Below are 14,228 nucleotides of genomic sequence, written 5' to 3' on the forward strand. Positions count from 1 at the left end.
GAGGCTCATAGGTTGGTGGATCGATTGCGGCACGGGGAACCGTCATTACAACAAATCGCTACTAAGATTTAAAAAAAAACATGCAAGGGTAATTCCATACAAAAAATCGAATCATTAAAAGGTCATCCGAAGTTCGATCATCGGTGTGATTCGCGATTGTCGAGTCGTACTTGGGAGGCTATAACCTGAGTCTGTGGCGCGACAGAGTCGGTCTGGATCGTCTTTGTTGCGGCCAAGGGATTGTGCCGCAATTCACCAACCTTTCGCAGGTTATGGAGAGCCGGTTTCGGCTCCCTGCGAATGTTTTTTTAAGTCAATGGTGCTGGCAGATGAACGATCATCACATCGATCTTAAGTTGGGTGAGTCAATTGAGATTGACGGCCATACCGTGACGGTGCATCGCATCGATGATGTACAGCAGCAGGCGGTTCTTGAGATTGAAGGTCCGGACGGTCGTGTTGAGACGTTGACCGTCAGCGTCAGCCAGTTGCATGAGCCTGTGCTTGTGTGATTTTTGTGAGCGCTTGTGACTTGTTGCAAACCGGCAGTTTGGCTGGTTCTTCCTGCGCAGGATTTCTTCGGTCTAACCTCAAATGCTGACCAAAGGGTACGTTGCACGTAATGAACGTATGTAGGACAGGGGGGGGTGGGGAGATGCGGGGATTTACACGGCGAGTCTTTGTTCTGCCGGTCTCGTTGATGTTACTGGCGGGATTCTGCCAGGCATTTCAGCCGGCTGGAGATGCTGACGAAGCAGATGGTTTTGTAAGAATTTTCGATGGTGAAACGTTCGAGCACTGGGAGGGTGACCAGGACGTGTTCCGAATTGAAGATGGAGCCATTGTTGGTGGGACGCTCAGGCGGAACATTCCCCACAATTTTTTCCTGCGGTATGAAGATTCCTGTTCTGATTTTGAGCTCAGATTGCAGTTCAGGTTGATCGGAGAGTCAACCAACGCGGGAATTCAGGTTCGCAGCAGACGTATTCCTGACCATCATGAAATGGTTGGTTATCAGGCCGACCTTGGGCAGACCTACTGGGGATGTCTGTACGACGAAAGTCGTCGTCGCAGAGTGCTTGCCGGGCCGGATCCGGACAAACTTTCCAAAGTTTTGAAGCTGAATGACTGGAACGAATATCGAATTGTCTGTCGTGGGCCGCGAGTCAGACTTTGGATCAACGATTTTCAGACGGTTGACTACGTCGAACGCGATAAAGACATTTCGCTGGTCGGCGACATTGCGTTACAAATTCATGGTGGACCGCCAGGCGAGGCTTGGTACCGAAACATTCGAATGCGAAAACTGTGACAATGGCACCCAACTGGAACAGCGTCCGGCTGACACGCGGATGGCAAAAAGGCGTCACCGCTTTTTATTACGCGCTGGGGATGTCGGAAGCTGATTTCGACAAGCCACAAATCGGTATCGGGGTGCCGTTACTCGAAGGGAATACCTGTAACGTTCACGCCTACGAACTGGCCGGCGAGATTCAGGCGGGCTGTAAACAGGCCGGTATGCTGGCTTTCCCGTTCGGAACACCGGGCGTCAGTGATAATATTTCGCAGGGGCACGAAGGTGGCAATGCCAGCCTGCCCTCCCGGAACCTGATAGCCAACAGTGCGGAATGTGTACTCACCGCACACTGCTACGACGGTCTCATCGGCCTGCATTGCTGTGATAAAAACGGTCCTGGCTTTGCTATGGCCCTTGCTCGTACCAACTATCCGGGATTGATTGTCAGTGGTGGAAGTATTCTGCCGGGTTGCCATAACGGACAGGACATCTCCATTCTGGACGTTTATGACTCGCAGTCCGCTGTGGCTGTTGGAGCCATGGACGAAAAGGATGCCGATGCGATTCTGAAAGCGGCCTGCCCGGGCCCGGGGGGCTGTGGTATCGCGGCTTCCTTCAATACCTGGGGCATCGCGATGGAGGCCATCGGACTGATGCTGCCATCCAGTAGTTCGATTCCGGCGGTGGACCAAGGTAAACGAACTGAATGTCGCCGTGTGGGGGCGGCGATGCTTCAATTGCTGAAACAAAACATTCGTCCTCGTGATATTCTGACCAGTGCCTCGTTTCGCAATGCAGCCGTTTCCATCGCAGCCGCAGGGGGGTCTACGAACGGAATTCTTCATCTGTTGGCGCTCGCAAGGGAAGCCGACGTTGACTTTACCTTACGGGATTTGCAGCCACTGCTCCGCGACACACCTGTGTTATGCAGCTTTGCGCCTCGCAGCAGCGGCACGATGTATGATCTTCATAAAATCGGCGGGACCCCCGTGCTGCTCAAACATCTTCTCGATTCTGACCTGCTGGACGGATCCTGCCTAACCGTGACCGGCAGGACACTTGAGGAAGATCTTGCAGAGGTTGCTTCACCGGATTCCGATCAGGACCTGATTGTTTCCCGGGAGAACTGTTTCAAGGCCTATGCCGACATGCAGGTCTGCTTTGGTAACCTGGCACCCCACGGTATGGTTTTCAAAGTGAACAACATGGACCAGCCGGTTTTTGAAGGAACCGCGGCGTGTTTCGAAGATCCTCGAGATATTGTGAAGGCTGTGGAACGTGGTGATATCAAACCCGGAACGGTCGTAGTACTGCGGTACTGGGGACCGGTAGCCAGCGGAATGCCTGAAGTTCTGGTGGCCAGCAATGCGCTGACGGTTCCCGAGCTTGATGGCAGGGTGGCTATCATTACTGATACCCGGGTGTCCGGTGTGTCTCACGGTGCGATAGGGATTCATTGTTCTCCGGAGGCTGCTGTCGGGGGACCGATTGGCTGTGTCGAGAACGGCGACAGAATCCGCTACGACCTGCTGAACGGGACAGTGGATGTGCTGGTCGATAATGATGTGCTTGAAGCTCGTCGCTCTGCCCTGCCTGCCTGGAAACCCCGCGAACCATTTCGAGGTTATCTCGCAGATTTTTCGGCCACTGTATCTCAGGCTCACGACGGCTGCGTCAGCAACAGTGCGCCTGGGTGTCGCCGTCGTTGACAGAGAACCTGTTTCATCGGACGAAAACGCACATGAAACGAACCGTGATCCATCGTTCCAGCGGCTTGTCAACAAACGTGCAGCAGTTCGGTCCGTATCAGATAGAGGCACTTCTAACAGAACAGGAAGAAGCTGCCGCTACGGTGTATCGGGTTTACGTGGAGTCAAATCAACATACGTCCACAAGTTATCACAGCATTGCAGAAGAATTTTATTTCGTCCTTTCGGGAAGTGCCACAGCGGTTCTTGACGGATCATCCCAGCCCGTGAAACCCGGCGATTTTTTGCGACTGCCGCCGGGGACCCGACATGCTTTTGTGACCGGGGATGATCCGCTGGTCATGCTGGACATCCATGTTCCCGGCTGCCGTCCGGGCAGAGACACTTACTTCGTTGAGGAAACCGACAGCGAACAGCAGTGAACAGGTGTGCTGTTATAAATGGTTTCTGTTGAATAACAGTGGCTTCCATCGTTCATGTGCGGGTTCTGTCGGCTGCTTCCGTCTGATGACAGTACATGACAGACGGCCGTGTGATCAGGTTCCGGAGAGTATGTTTCTCTGACCTGCTGAACTACGCAGTACAATCCTCACGATGGCGACGTTCTTCAGACTGTTCACCGGGATCGAGTTTGGGTGGTGACGAACGTTGTTTCGACAGTTCCGGCTTCGTATCGGTGAAATCGAATTCCGGTACGTCACGCAGACGTACGGTTTTTTGGAAATCAAGGACCCAGTTGTCCGTACTGCGTGCATCCTGCCTGATGTTTCCTTATTTCTTAAGAAGAGTCAGAGCCAAACTCGATCGACTTGTGAGCAGTTGTCCCGTGTCGATTGCCTGGCGACGTGCAATCAGAATATCATGGGAACGCCCTGTTGCTTCGGCAATATCCGGACGGTTCGTTCTCTCCTGCTTTGTTTTCCTGCTCATGTCCAGTCATGCACGCATCGGTATCGTTACAGTTTCTGACCGGGCCAGTCGAGGGGAGTACGAAGACCGGGGTGGTCCGGCCATTCGTACGTACCTGACGGAGGTGCTGTCGAGTGTCTGGGAGCCGGTGCCTCGTGTGATTTCCGACGAACGAACACGCATTGAGGCAACGCTCAGCGAATTGGCTGCTGACGGATGCTGTCTGATTATCACCACCGGTGGTACGGGGCCTGCTCCGCGAGATGTCACGCCTGAATCTACGGAAGCAGTGTGCGACAGGATGATGCCGGGCTTTGGAGAGCTGATGCGAAAAGTGTCGCTGGAGAAAGTTGCCACGGCTATTCTGTCGCGGCAGACTGCCGGTATTCTTGGAGGATCACTTATTGTTAATCTGCCAGGGCAGCCCAAAGCCATTGGCGAGTGTCTTGATGCGGTGTTTCCGGCGATTCCGTACTGCATTGACCTGCTTGGCGGTCCGTTCATCGAAACCAACTCCGACCGAATTGTCGCGTTTCGGCCGAAAAAGAAGTAAATTTCTGATGACATTCTTTCTGTGTGGTGATCTGAATTGCCGGTGCGATTGTTCCTGATGACAAAATTGAGTGTTTGCTTCATAAGCCGCTCTGTAACACCTGTCTTGAGTCAGTTCGTCGAGCGGTGAGTCGTGATGATGGACAATGAAGCCAGTTATATCTGCGATGCCTGTGGCGAAGAGATTGTGATTCCGATTGATCCCACTGAGGGGTCGACTCAGGAGTACATCGAAGATTGTCCCGTTTGCTGTCATGCCTGTGTCATCATCGTTCACCTTAGTGACGATGGTGATGCAAATGTTTCAGCGTCATCTGAACAGGACCGGTTCTGACCGGGCGAGGAGTGTTCTGAGAGGCGACAGACGATTCTGAGCCTGGGGACGTCAATGGCATACTTTCTTGGGTGCATAGTGAGAGGAGTTGGAAGCGTGTCATCTCGCAACTGCGGTTAGTTTTCCGCGAACATTGCCGCATCGACTTCCAGTTCTCCCAGGTTCAGGATTTTTCCGGTGACAGTTAACTCCCAGTTGCCGGATTTAAATTTCTGCTTTGAACCATTGTGTGTCACCGCTTTGACGTAACCCGGACGTTCATGCCAGAACCGGAATGTTCGCATCCCCTGCGGAACATGAGCGATTTCAAATTCTCCGTTGATGTCCGTTACTGCGGCGTAGGGATGATCGGTAATGATGATATAAGCTCGCATCCAGGCATGAATGGAGCAGGCGACCTTAACGGGTCGTGACTCCGGTTTTGCAAAGACTTTCTCAATTGGCTTGCCGCGGGGAATGATTTGACTGAACGGGTCGTTGCGCTGTGCGAAAACTGCGACATTATGTGAAATGGTGTCTGTACTGCCTGCCTGCCATGTCTGGCCCGTGCGCAGTTTCTGCATTCGAGGGACAAATCGACATTTGCTGTTGTCCAGGGCCACGGGGTTGTTTGCGGTATCGGCATAGGACGGATGAACGGGGACAGGCTTCCGGTTTCTCAGAAAAATGGCCACGTTTCTGACGCCGCGATTCTCCGGGTTCACCATAAGAGCTTCGTTTTTAAGCTCAAAGGGCCCGCAATAGTCTTCATCACGAGTAACGTCCAGCAGTGGTGGTTCCGGACTGTCTTCGGAGAAAACAATGCGTCCCCGAATCGTTGTCCATTGTTCCGCGCAACAGTTCGGTAGCGTACCCAGACCCCACAAACCGGTCAGCAGTGACAGACAGACAACTTGGCGCATGAGGAATTCCTTTACAAATCACAGTCTGAAATTCAGAGCGGTTCCCGGGTGCCTGACGGTACTTTCGGCATACGTCTTATGACCGCATTCCGTGTTCATGTCTCTTTCCGGATAACCGATTAGACGATAGAGCCCGTTTGTGTGCAACAGGTCAGAGCCTGTTCATGTCTGCCAGTGCCAGTTTTGTTTGTGTTGTCCGGTATCATCGTGCCCACACCCATTGAACATCCTCTTTCGGACCGGTTACGAACCTGCAGTGAAACGGTGTTGCGGGAACAGCGCGACATGCGGCATCTGTTTGTTGGTCTGGTTTGTGTGCTCATCGGTGTTGGTATTCAGATGGTCCATAGTGCCAGCCTGACATCAATGCCCAGCGAGTCGGAAACGGCGTTCCTGTCAAGACATCTAGTCTACCTGACGCTGGCGGCATGTTGCGGCCTTGTTGCTTCCCGCATCAGTTCGGACATGCTGCAGCAGTTGGCGCGTCCGGGCCTGATCGGACTTGTGATCCTGCTGTGTCTGGTTCTTGTCCCTGGAATCGGATCTCGTGTCAACGGCTCACAGCGTTGGCTGAGATTTGCCGACCTCTCGTTTCAGCCATCAGAGCTGGGGCGGCTGATCCTTCCCGTGGTGGCGGCAACACTGTTGACGGAACTGCGTTCCAGGGGATTCTGTTTACGAACAATCCCGAAAATGATCCTGCCGCTTGCCCTGGTCCTTCCGCTGGTCGCTCGTGAACCTGATCTGGGGGCCACGGTCTTTCTGGCGGCCGGCTTCCTGATAGCGCTGTTCATCGGAGGCTGGCCATTGAAATATTTTGCCCTGTCACTGGCCGTTGTGATTCCTGCCGGTGCGTCACTCCTGATTCTCAGGTCTTACCAGATGCAGAGGATTACCGGTTTCATTGCTGCGTGGAAAGATCTGTCTCAGGCCCCGTGGCAGATTCGTCAGTCGATACTGTCAATCGGAGCAGGTGGTCTGGATGGAACCGGAGTCGGAAGTGGCTGGCAAAAACTGAGCTATCTTCCTGAAGCGAACACTGATTTTGTATTTGCGGTTATCGGAGAAGAACTGGGGCTCGCCGGGACGCTGACTTTGATCATCATCTGGACAGGAGTCCTGATCACAGGTCAGGCTTCACTGCGTCATTTGCGGCGAGACTCCTTCGCATGGATCCTGGGGAACACACTTGTCATTCAGCTCGTTCTTCAGGCACTTGCCAACGTTGCCGTTGTGACTGCCATGATTCCTCCCAAAGGATTGCCGCATCCATTCATCAGTTACGGCGGTACCAATCTCCTTGTGAACGTAGTGGGAGTGGGAATCGTTGTGGCGATGACTCGGGATGTCGAGCACTTCGGAAATGTACGTGGCCCGGTTTCTGCAGCAGAAGTGGTTAAGTCCCGGGAAATATCCCGAAACAATCACGGCTGCATCGGCTGAACCCAGGCACGTTCCATTTCTCCCGGTTCTGCGGGGTTCGGATGTTCTCGAGACGATGTGACCAGTGCCCGGACATAGATTTCGTCGCCGGAAAACTCGTAGGCCGCCGTGGATCCGGTAACCGATTTGAGAACTTTGCCGACGTCACTGCTGTACGTTCGAGTCATTTTGTCGGCGTTCTCGGGATCATCAGACACAGGTTTTGATGTGTCATCAAAACCGTGTCGCGTACCGATGAAATCAGTTGTGTACGTTACGTCAGGCTCAGCATTAATGACAACGCTCAATTTGTCTTCATCTTTTGTGACCGATTCCAGCGTGACGCCTGACGAGGAATAGAACAGTCCTGCTTCAAGTGACTGTACCAGGGCGTCCGGTGTCAATGTCTGACTGAGCACCATGACCCATCCGCGTCCGGGCTGAGAATCCTTAATGGAAGTGCTGCTGTGATAGCTGTGACAGTCATCGGTCGCAAGACCGTACATCACCGGCAGATCCAGCCGGGAGAGTCGCCATGTGTTAATTATGTCCCACATGCGATCGGTCGATGCATGTTGCTCGTCTCCTTCATTTTTCACTGCGGGGTGTCCGTTGTAGACCTCGAAGAATTTCTCACCGACAACCTGCATCAGTTGTTCGGCAGTGATGGCATAGTTGAAGTTTGGATGATTCAGATGGATGAGTGCGGATTCTCCGGTCCGGGCTCGGTGTGAAAGGGCTGCATCAACATTTCGTTGCATAACCTGGGTGATCGAGTCGCCACCGAGTGGAGTGAGCAGTGTCGATGTATTTGTCACGCACAAGTGTACCGGGAGACGGTCAAATCGATCGGAAACTTCTTCACCCTGAATCAGCAGAAATTTTTGAGGTACGGCGAGCAGGTTGAAGACTTCATCGAATGTTTTGAGTCGGATCTCTGCCGCCCCGTCGTCGCCGTCCCGTATTTCAATCCACGAATCAGGTAATCCGGCAGCCTGCAGTTTCCCGAGCGCCGTAGCGCCGCCCTTGTTGTCGACTGAATTGATCCAGCGTTCTTTGTTCAGCAGCGTGTTGTGGTCGGTGAAGACGAGGAACTGGTATTCATGCTCCAGATACCACTTCGCAATCATTTCCGGATAGTCATTACCGTCACTCCACAGCGAATGCGTATGCATATTGCCCTTGAGCCAGCGGAAACCATCATCTGCTGTCATCATGACAGGTTCGCCGGCGGTGATGGTTTCTCCTGTGAAAATGACAGTGACGCCGAAAATTACCAACAGCAATTTCATGGCAGGCAGTTCGTGAAATGTGAGTGGGGAGAGTTGAGTGGGAGAACAACTGATTATTGTGAGGCAGACAGTGAGAGAAGGCCAGGCTGTTGCAGGATTCTGTCTGCATCTGTCCGACTTTGATTCACCGGACGGGTGAGATTCGGCCAGCGGGCCGCAGGTGTCGTATCGTGGAGATCGTCTGCTGTTGTCCTGTTTAAAAAACGGTTATTTCTCTGTTAAAGACCGATTGGTGTTACGACCGTCTGACGGTTTCGTCTGCTGACTAAAACTGTCGGGAATCGGTCAGTCCGCCGGGAGGCTGTGCGACGGCCTTCGATCTGTTATTTTCTTTGTATATTGGTGCTGAAGTCGATTGGGAAGAAGAACGGAATGTGAAGGGAGAACGGAACGTGAGGGCTCTCCATCAGGCAGTCTCTGAAGGCTGCTGTCTGCTAAATCTTGATGCACGTACGATGCCGGAGATTATTGATGCCGGTGTCCGGTTTCTGGTTCAGTCGGGGCGACTGCCGGAAAACATCCAGGAATTCGTAGCTAATGGTGCAAAACAGCGTGAGGAAGCCGTCTCGACTGTGATCGGACAGGCCTGCGCGGTGCCTCATTTTTATGACGACTGCATTGCAGAGCCTCAGCTGGTTTTCATCCGGCTGCGTCATCCTGCCAATTTAGGAGCGCCGGATCGCATCGGGACGAGATACGTGTTTCTAATGCTGGGGGCGAACCATCAGGCTGCTCAGCACCTGGACACGTTGTCGGGGATCGCTCGATTGATGTCGGATAATGTGTTCCATTTCGAAGCGATTTATGCTTCCAGTCAGCAGGCTGTAGCGGATGCCGTAGAGCGTCATGTACAGCGGACAGCACTGGCAGTTCCTCCCAAACCGCGAGAGGTTGTTGAAGGGCTGCGATCCGGCTGGGGGCCGTTTGCCGGTCTCGTAGCTGATGTCAAACGACGTCTGCCTCACTATGCCGACGATCTCAGGTCAGGATTCAATCCCCGTTGTGTTGCCTCGATCGTGTTCATGTTCTTTGCCTGCCTTGCTCCGGCAGTGACGTTTGGCGGTTTTATGGGGCGAGAAACCGGGGGACTGATTGGCGCTCCTGAGATGCTTATTTCCACAGCTGTGTGTGGTCTGATCTACTCGTTGCTGGCCGGGCAGCCACTGACGATTGTCGGTGGAATCGGTCCTTTGCTGGTTTTTACACTCATCCTGTATCAGTTGTGCCAGGACATGCAACTCGGAGAACATTTTCTTGGAATCTACGGATGGGTCGGACTCTGGACTGCTTTGTTTACGGTGCTGCTTGCAGTTTCGAACGCCAGCAATTTAATGAGATACTTCACCCGGTTTACGGATGAAATTTTTTCAGCACTCATGTCGCTGATATTCATCTACAAAGCGATTGATGCTTTGGTTGACACATTTGCTGAGGCGAATTCCAATCCCGGAGCATCGATGGAAAAAGCTCTGCTGGCTTTGGTACTGGCCCTGGGGACGTTCTACATCGCGATGTCACTGGCCGGGTTCCGCCGCAGTCACTATCTGTTTCCATGGATGCGTGAGGCTCTGGCAGACTTTGGTCCATCGATTGCCCTGGGGTGTATGATTGGAATCGGTTGGTGGATCGGTTCTGTTGAGACTCTGGACACTTTGAGTGTGTCGTCTGACGGTGACAGCGCCCGGAACGGCCTGTTTGTCGATCTGGGCAGCGTACCCGTCTGGGCAAAATTTGGAGCAGCCCTGCCGGCACTTCTGGCTACCGTGCTGGTGTTTCTTTCGCAGAATATCACTGTGCGTCTTGTGAACAGTCCTCAGAACAAGCTGGAAAAAGGTGAGTCATACCACCTGGATCTGGCAGTGATTGGAATCATGATCGGCGGGTGTTCGTGTTTTGGCTGGCCGTGGATGGTAGCTGCCGCGGTACGTTCACTGGCTCATGTACGTGCTCTGTCTGATGTCGAAGAAGTGACAACAGCCAGCGGGGCCAGTCAGGAACAGATCGTTCATGTACGGGAAAACCGCGTTACGGGAATCGCGATCCATTTGCTGATAGGACTGACTCTGCTTGCCCTGCCTCTGCTCGAGTACGTCCCGATGGCGGCGCTTTACGGGATTTTTCTGTTCATGGGATTCACCTCATTGAGAGGCATTCAGTTTGTTGAACGACTCACACTGTGGGTCATGGATTCGGCTATGTATCCGGTCAACCATTACACTCGACGAGTTCCGATTCTTACCATTCATCTGTTTACACTGGTGCAATTGGTGTGTCTTGCTGTTTTGTGTTTTCTCAATCTGAGCGAATCTGAGATTCACCGAATTATTTTTCCCGTGTTTATTGCTCTTCTGGTTCCGGTGAGAGCCATTATGGCGCGGTTTTTCGACGCCGATCATCTGGCATTTCTGGATGCTGATGAAGAACCGAATGCTGAAGACGGGCACTGGGTGTAACAGGATCAGGGGGGGGGGATGCGGGAAACTGAATTTGTCGAACAGTTGAGACGCCGCTTTCCTGTGAATGATCCGGTTGCCACAGGAATCGGTGACGACGGGGCTATTCTGACGAATCCGGATGGGAGTCAGACCGTTGTCGTTTCAGACATGTTACTGGATGGTGTTCATTTCGATGTTGCCGGTACACGTCCTGAACTGATCGGCCGTAAAGCAATTGCCGTGAATCTGAGCGACCTGGCGGCGATGGGGTGTTGTCCAACAGCTGCGTTTATCTCGATTGCGGTTCCTGGACTGACTCAGTCAAACCGATTTTTGAACGGGCTGTACCGTGGGATTCAGAGTCTGTCAGAACGTTTTGATTTCACCGTGGCCGGTGGCGATACAAATTCATGGACAGGACCTTTTGCCATCAGTGTTTCGATGACAGGTACGCCGTTTGATAATCGAGCGATTTTGCGGACGGGTGCTGAGCCCGGTGATTCGCTGGTGGTCACCGGTGCACTCGGTGGGAGTCTTGCATCGCAACGTCATCTCGCGTTTGAACCACGGCTTGATGTTGCAAGGTTGCTGACCCGTAACAGCACAGTGCATGCCATGATCGATATCAGTGACGGCCTGGCAATTGACCTGCATCGACTGCTGAAGGCCGGGGACACCGGTGCGCTGCTCTATCTTGATTCCGTTCCTGTTCACGAGGATGTTGCGTCAGGGTTGTCTCGGGAGGATCGGCTCCGGGCCGCGCTGTCTGACGGTGAGGATTTTGAGTTGCTGATGGCGATGCCTGCAGGCTTGGTCGATGCTGCAGCTGCGCTGGTACAGTCAGAGTCAGATTCAACGTTGACGGTTGTTGGAACGATTACAGAAGATTCCGGGTGCCGCGCGGTCGATTCCGACGGGAACCTCAGCGATCTTCATGAAATCGGCTGGCAGCACGGCTGAATGTTCTGAAGATCGTCACGGGGGCGGTATCAGGCTGAATCGCGTTGTCATGTCAGTATCGGCCTTAGTGGTTTCAGCTTGCTCTTTGTGACTGCTCCACCGAGCTTGGTCAAAATGTTGTTTTGTTGTGTCATCGAAATGATGGTGACTGATGGAACGAGTCATGCCACCGGTGATCCGAGTTGGAAGCAGCAATGCCGTCAGGTCCCGGCGAAAAGACAACCCATCGTCATCCGGGATACGGCAAAGCTTCTGCAGCTTCGGAACGGGTACCGTTTGATTAAGCATCTGTTGGGCAACATCGATGAATGAATACTCAAATGGCCTGTCAGGAGTCGGGTTGTATCGACGGACGTCTCGCCGGATACTGCAAACGTTCGGCAATGGTTGCCGTCTAAAGCTCAGCCACAGATGTACATCACTGAAGTCCATTGAACAGTCGGAGCACGATGCAGGTTCTTATCCCCGAATTGGAAATTCAGGAACGTGTCAGTGAATTGGGCAGGCGGATCAGTGACCGGTATGCAGACCGTCCCCTGACTGTTCTGGGAGTACTCACCGGGAGTATTGTGCTGCTTGCGGATCTGATTCGAGCCACCAGCATTCCCCTGCGGGTGGCTCTGATTCAGGCCTCCAGTTACGGTGGCACACGAACAGAGTCCGGCCAGCTGACAATTAACAGTGAGCTGGTGCCTGATCTTAACGGTCGGGACGTTGTGATTCTGGACGATGTTTTTGACACCGGCAATACGATGGTCGGGTTGTATGAAGCCGTCGAAGCCTTTCAACCTGTGAGCATTCGTTCCGCTGTACTGCTTTGGAAAACTGATCGAACCATCGTTGATTTGAAGCCGGATTATTATTGTTTTCAGATTCCCGATGAATTTGTCGTAGGTTACGGACTGGACTACAACGATGAATTCCGCAACCTGCCGTTCATTGGTGTTCCGGACGAGGAAGACCTGCGTACAGCAGCTGAACATGACGTGTCATCGTAATGAGGCAAACCGTCTGTGCGAAATTTGTAAGTCGCAGCCAGTGGATGATTGGCTGTCTCAGTTCGAAACAGCTGCACAATGATTGAATCAGGAATGTCGGACAAACATAAACCACGCTCACCCGCGGAAGATTGCGGTTCGCAACAGCGGTGGCGGTCCGCAGTGCCGGCTGTGTTGTTCGTGGCACTTATCCTGCGAATAGGTGCGGCATCGTGGACCGAATTATCAGTTCGGGAAGCAGGCCGGATGTTTTTTGTGGAAGGCGATGCCAACGGGTACTGGCATCTGGGGCGGGCTGTTGCGTCAGGCGAAGATTACTCCATTCATCAGCCGGCACGGCGGGTCCTGCGGGTCCCGGGTTTTCCCCTGCTTCTTGGAGCAGTTATTCACTGTTTCGGCGAAAGTGTTTTTGCTGCTCGGATTATTCTGGCTGGTGTGGGTGCCGGATGCTGCTGGTTAACGTATTGTCTGGGTTGTCAGCTTGTCACCAGACGAGTTGGTTTCTGGGCTGCTCTGTTAATGGCCGTTCATCCGCTGCAGATCGGTAACAGTGTTCTGATCCTGTCTGAGAACTGGTTTACATTCTGGATGCTTGCAGGACTGTGGTGCCTGGCGAGCCAGATTGGCTGTTCGCTAGGACAATCGAACGAGGATTCGGCTTTCAGGCTCCCTCTGCTGATTCGTTCGGCGTTGACTGGTGCACTGATCGCCGTGGCCGTGCTGGTGCGACCGGGATTTATTCTGTGGTTGCCGGTTGCCATGATGGCCGTTGTCCTGTTAACCAGGCATCGATGGCCGGAAAAACTGATTCTGCCGGTGTTGATGGTCATTGCTTTTGCAGCCGTGATGTTGCCGTGGGTCGTTCGCAATTACAACGTGACAGGACATTGGGTGCTGACCTCACTGTGGAGTGGTCCCTCCCTGTACGACGGCCTGAATCCAGCTGCTGACGGGAGCAGCAATATGCAGTTTTTCGATCGTGACAATGTGATGGCCACCATGTCCGAATATCAAATGAATGCTCACTACCAACAGCTTGCCCAGCAGTTCATGAGGGAAAATCCTGGGCGAACCCTAACTTTGGCCGGACGAAAGCTGGTGAGGTATCTGCAACCCGTGCCGAATTCAGTTTCGGCAGGATGGGTGGTATGGGTTGCGTGCAGCCTGTTTTGGCTGATAGTTGTGGCATTATGTGTGGCCGGGTTGCGTGCTCGGCAGCTGAATCCGACCGGATTACTGCTGGTTCTGGGACCGTTCGTGTTGTTTATGGTGGTTCATATGGTCTTCGTTGGTTCTCTGCGATATCGTTTGCCAGCTGAATTTCCTCTGGCGATTTTGGTTGCAACTGGAATGTGTCAGTGGTTGCCCCGTAGGAAACACGGATGATTTTTTTCCTGGCGGAGGACTCTCGATTCAGG

14 protein-coding genes are annotated in these 14,228 nt (G+C 53.1%); 11 read left to right on the plus strand and 3 right to left on the minus strand.

All coding sequences use genetic code 11. The annotated features are described in order from the left end of the window. Nucleotides 1-329 precede the first annotated feature (329 nt). From MK110_13915 to MK110_13930, 4 genes are all read left to right on the plus strand, one after another. The gene (locus MK110_13915; protein ID MCH2212396.1) at nucleotides 330-512 is read left to right on the plus strand and encodes a hypothetical protein; all 183 of its coding nucleotides are present in this window, start codon (nucleotides 330-332) and stop codon (nucleotides 510-512) included. A 143-nt stretch (nucleotides 513-655) separates the two neighbouring features. Continuing rightward, nucleotides 656-1,312 (plus strand): DUF1080 domain-containing protein, encoded by a 657-nt coding sequence (locus MK110_13920; GenBank protein ID MCH2212397.1) that lies wholly within the window; start codon nucleotides 656-658, stop codon nucleotides 1,310-1,312. A gap of 2 nt (nucleotides 1,313-1,314) precedes the next feature. Continuing rightward, nucleotides 1,315-3,006: a dihydroxy-acid dehydratase gene (locus MK110_13925; protein ID MCH2212398.1), complete on the plus strand. Its 1,692-nt coding sequence runs from the start codon at nucleotides 1,315-1,317 to the stop codon at nucleotides 3,004-3,006. Between the two features lie 32 nt (nucleotides 3,007-3,038). Next, nucleotides 3,039-3,428: a cupin domain-containing protein gene (locus MK110_13930; protein ID MCH2212399.1), complete on the plus strand. Its 390-nt coding sequence runs from the start codon at nucleotides 3,039-3,041 to the stop codon at nucleotides 3,426-3,428. A gap of 349 nt (nucleotides 3,429-3,777) precedes the next feature. Here MK110_13930 and MK110_13935 read toward each other — a convergent pair whose 3' ends face one another. Then, nucleotides 3,778-3,936: a hypothetical protein gene (locus MK110_13935; GenBank protein ID MCH2212400.1), complete on the minus strand. Its 159-nt coding sequence runs from the start codon at nucleotides 3,934-3,936 to the stop codon at nucleotides 3,778-3,780. Here MK110_13935 and mog point away from each other — a divergent pair. Together mog and MK110_13945 are read left to right on the plus strand one after the other, a co-directional pair. Beyond that, nucleotides 3,935-4,468: a molybdopterin adenylyltransferase gene (gene mog, locus MK110_13940; GenBank protein ID MCH2212401.1), complete on the plus strand. Its 534-nt coding sequence runs from the start codon at nucleotides 3,935-3,937 to the stop codon at nucleotides 4,466-4,468. The two genes, MK110_13935 and mog, sit on opposite strands and share 2 nt — an antisense overlap. 135 nt (nucleotides 4,469-4,603) lie before the next feature. Beyond that, nucleotides 4,604-4,801, plus strand: a complete 198-nt coding sequence (locus MK110_13945; GenBank protein ID MCH2212402.1) for a CPXCG motif-containing cysteine-rich protein — start codon at nucleotides 4,604-4,606, stop codon at nucleotides 4,799-4,801. A 116-nt stretch (nucleotides 4,802-4,917) separates the two neighbouring features. Here the strand turns inward: MK110_13945 and MK110_13950 are convergent, their stop codons facing one another. Further along, entirely contained in the window at nucleotides 4,918-5,703 is a 786-nt protein-coding gene (locus tag MK110_13950) for a hypothetical protein (protein ID MCH2212403.1), read from the minus strand. Between the two features lie 207 nt (nucleotides 5,704-5,910). Between MK110_13950 and MK110_13955 the strand changes: the two genes are divergently transcribed. Then, complete coding sequence (locus MK110_13955) at nucleotides 5,911-7,146, plus strand: putative lipid II flippase FtsW (GenBank protein MCH2212404.1); 1,236 nt, start codon at nucleotides 5,911-5,913, stop codon at nucleotides 7,144-7,146. Here the strand turns inward: MK110_13955 and MK110_13960 are convergent. After that, nucleotides 7,128-8,417, minus strand: a complete 1,290-nt coding sequence (locus MK110_13960; GenBank protein ID MCH2212405.1) for a hypothetical protein — start codon at nucleotides 8,415-8,417, stop codon at nucleotides 7,128-7,130. The genes MK110_13955 and MK110_13960 overlap by 19 nt on opposite strands. 392 nt (nucleotides 8,418-8,809) lie before the next feature. On the opposite strand from MK110_13960, the gene MK110_13965 reads away from it, so the two are divergent. From MK110_13965 to MK110_13980, 4 genes are all read left to right on the plus strand, one after another. Then, nucleotides 8,810-10,870, plus strand: coding sequence for a PTS sugar transporter subunit IIA (locus MK110_13965; GenBank protein MCH2212406.1), 2,061 nt, complete (start codon nucleotides 8,810-8,812; stop codon nucleotides 10,868-10,870). Nucleotides 10,871-10,888: 18 nt separating this feature from the next. Beyond that, a complete protein-coding gene (gene thiL, locus MK110_13970; protein ID MCH2212407.1) occupies nucleotides 10,889-11,812 on the plus strand; it encodes a thiamine-phosphate kinase in 924 nt (307 codons plus the stop codon). Nucleotides 11,813-12,261: 449 nt separating this feature from the next. Beyond that, the gene (gene hpt, locus MK110_13975; GenBank protein ID MCH2212408.1) at nucleotides 12,262-12,810 is read left to right on the plus strand and encodes a hypoxanthine phosphoribosyltransferase; all 549 of its coding nucleotides are present in this window, start codon (nucleotides 12,262-12,264) and stop codon (nucleotides 12,808-12,810) included. Nucleotides 12,811-12,903: 93 nt separating this feature from the next. Continuing rightward, a complete protein-coding gene (locus MK110_13980; GenBank protein ID MCH2212409.1) occupies nucleotides 12,904-14,196 on the plus strand; it encodes a phospholipid carrier-dependent glycosyltransferase in 1,293 nt (430 codons plus the stop codon). Nucleotides 14,197-14,228 lie beyond the last annotated feature (32 nt).

It is taken from the genome of Fuerstiella sp. (assembly GCA_022447225.1).
GTDB lineage: Bacteria > Planctomycetota > Planctomycetia > Planctomycetales > Planctomycetaceae > S139-18.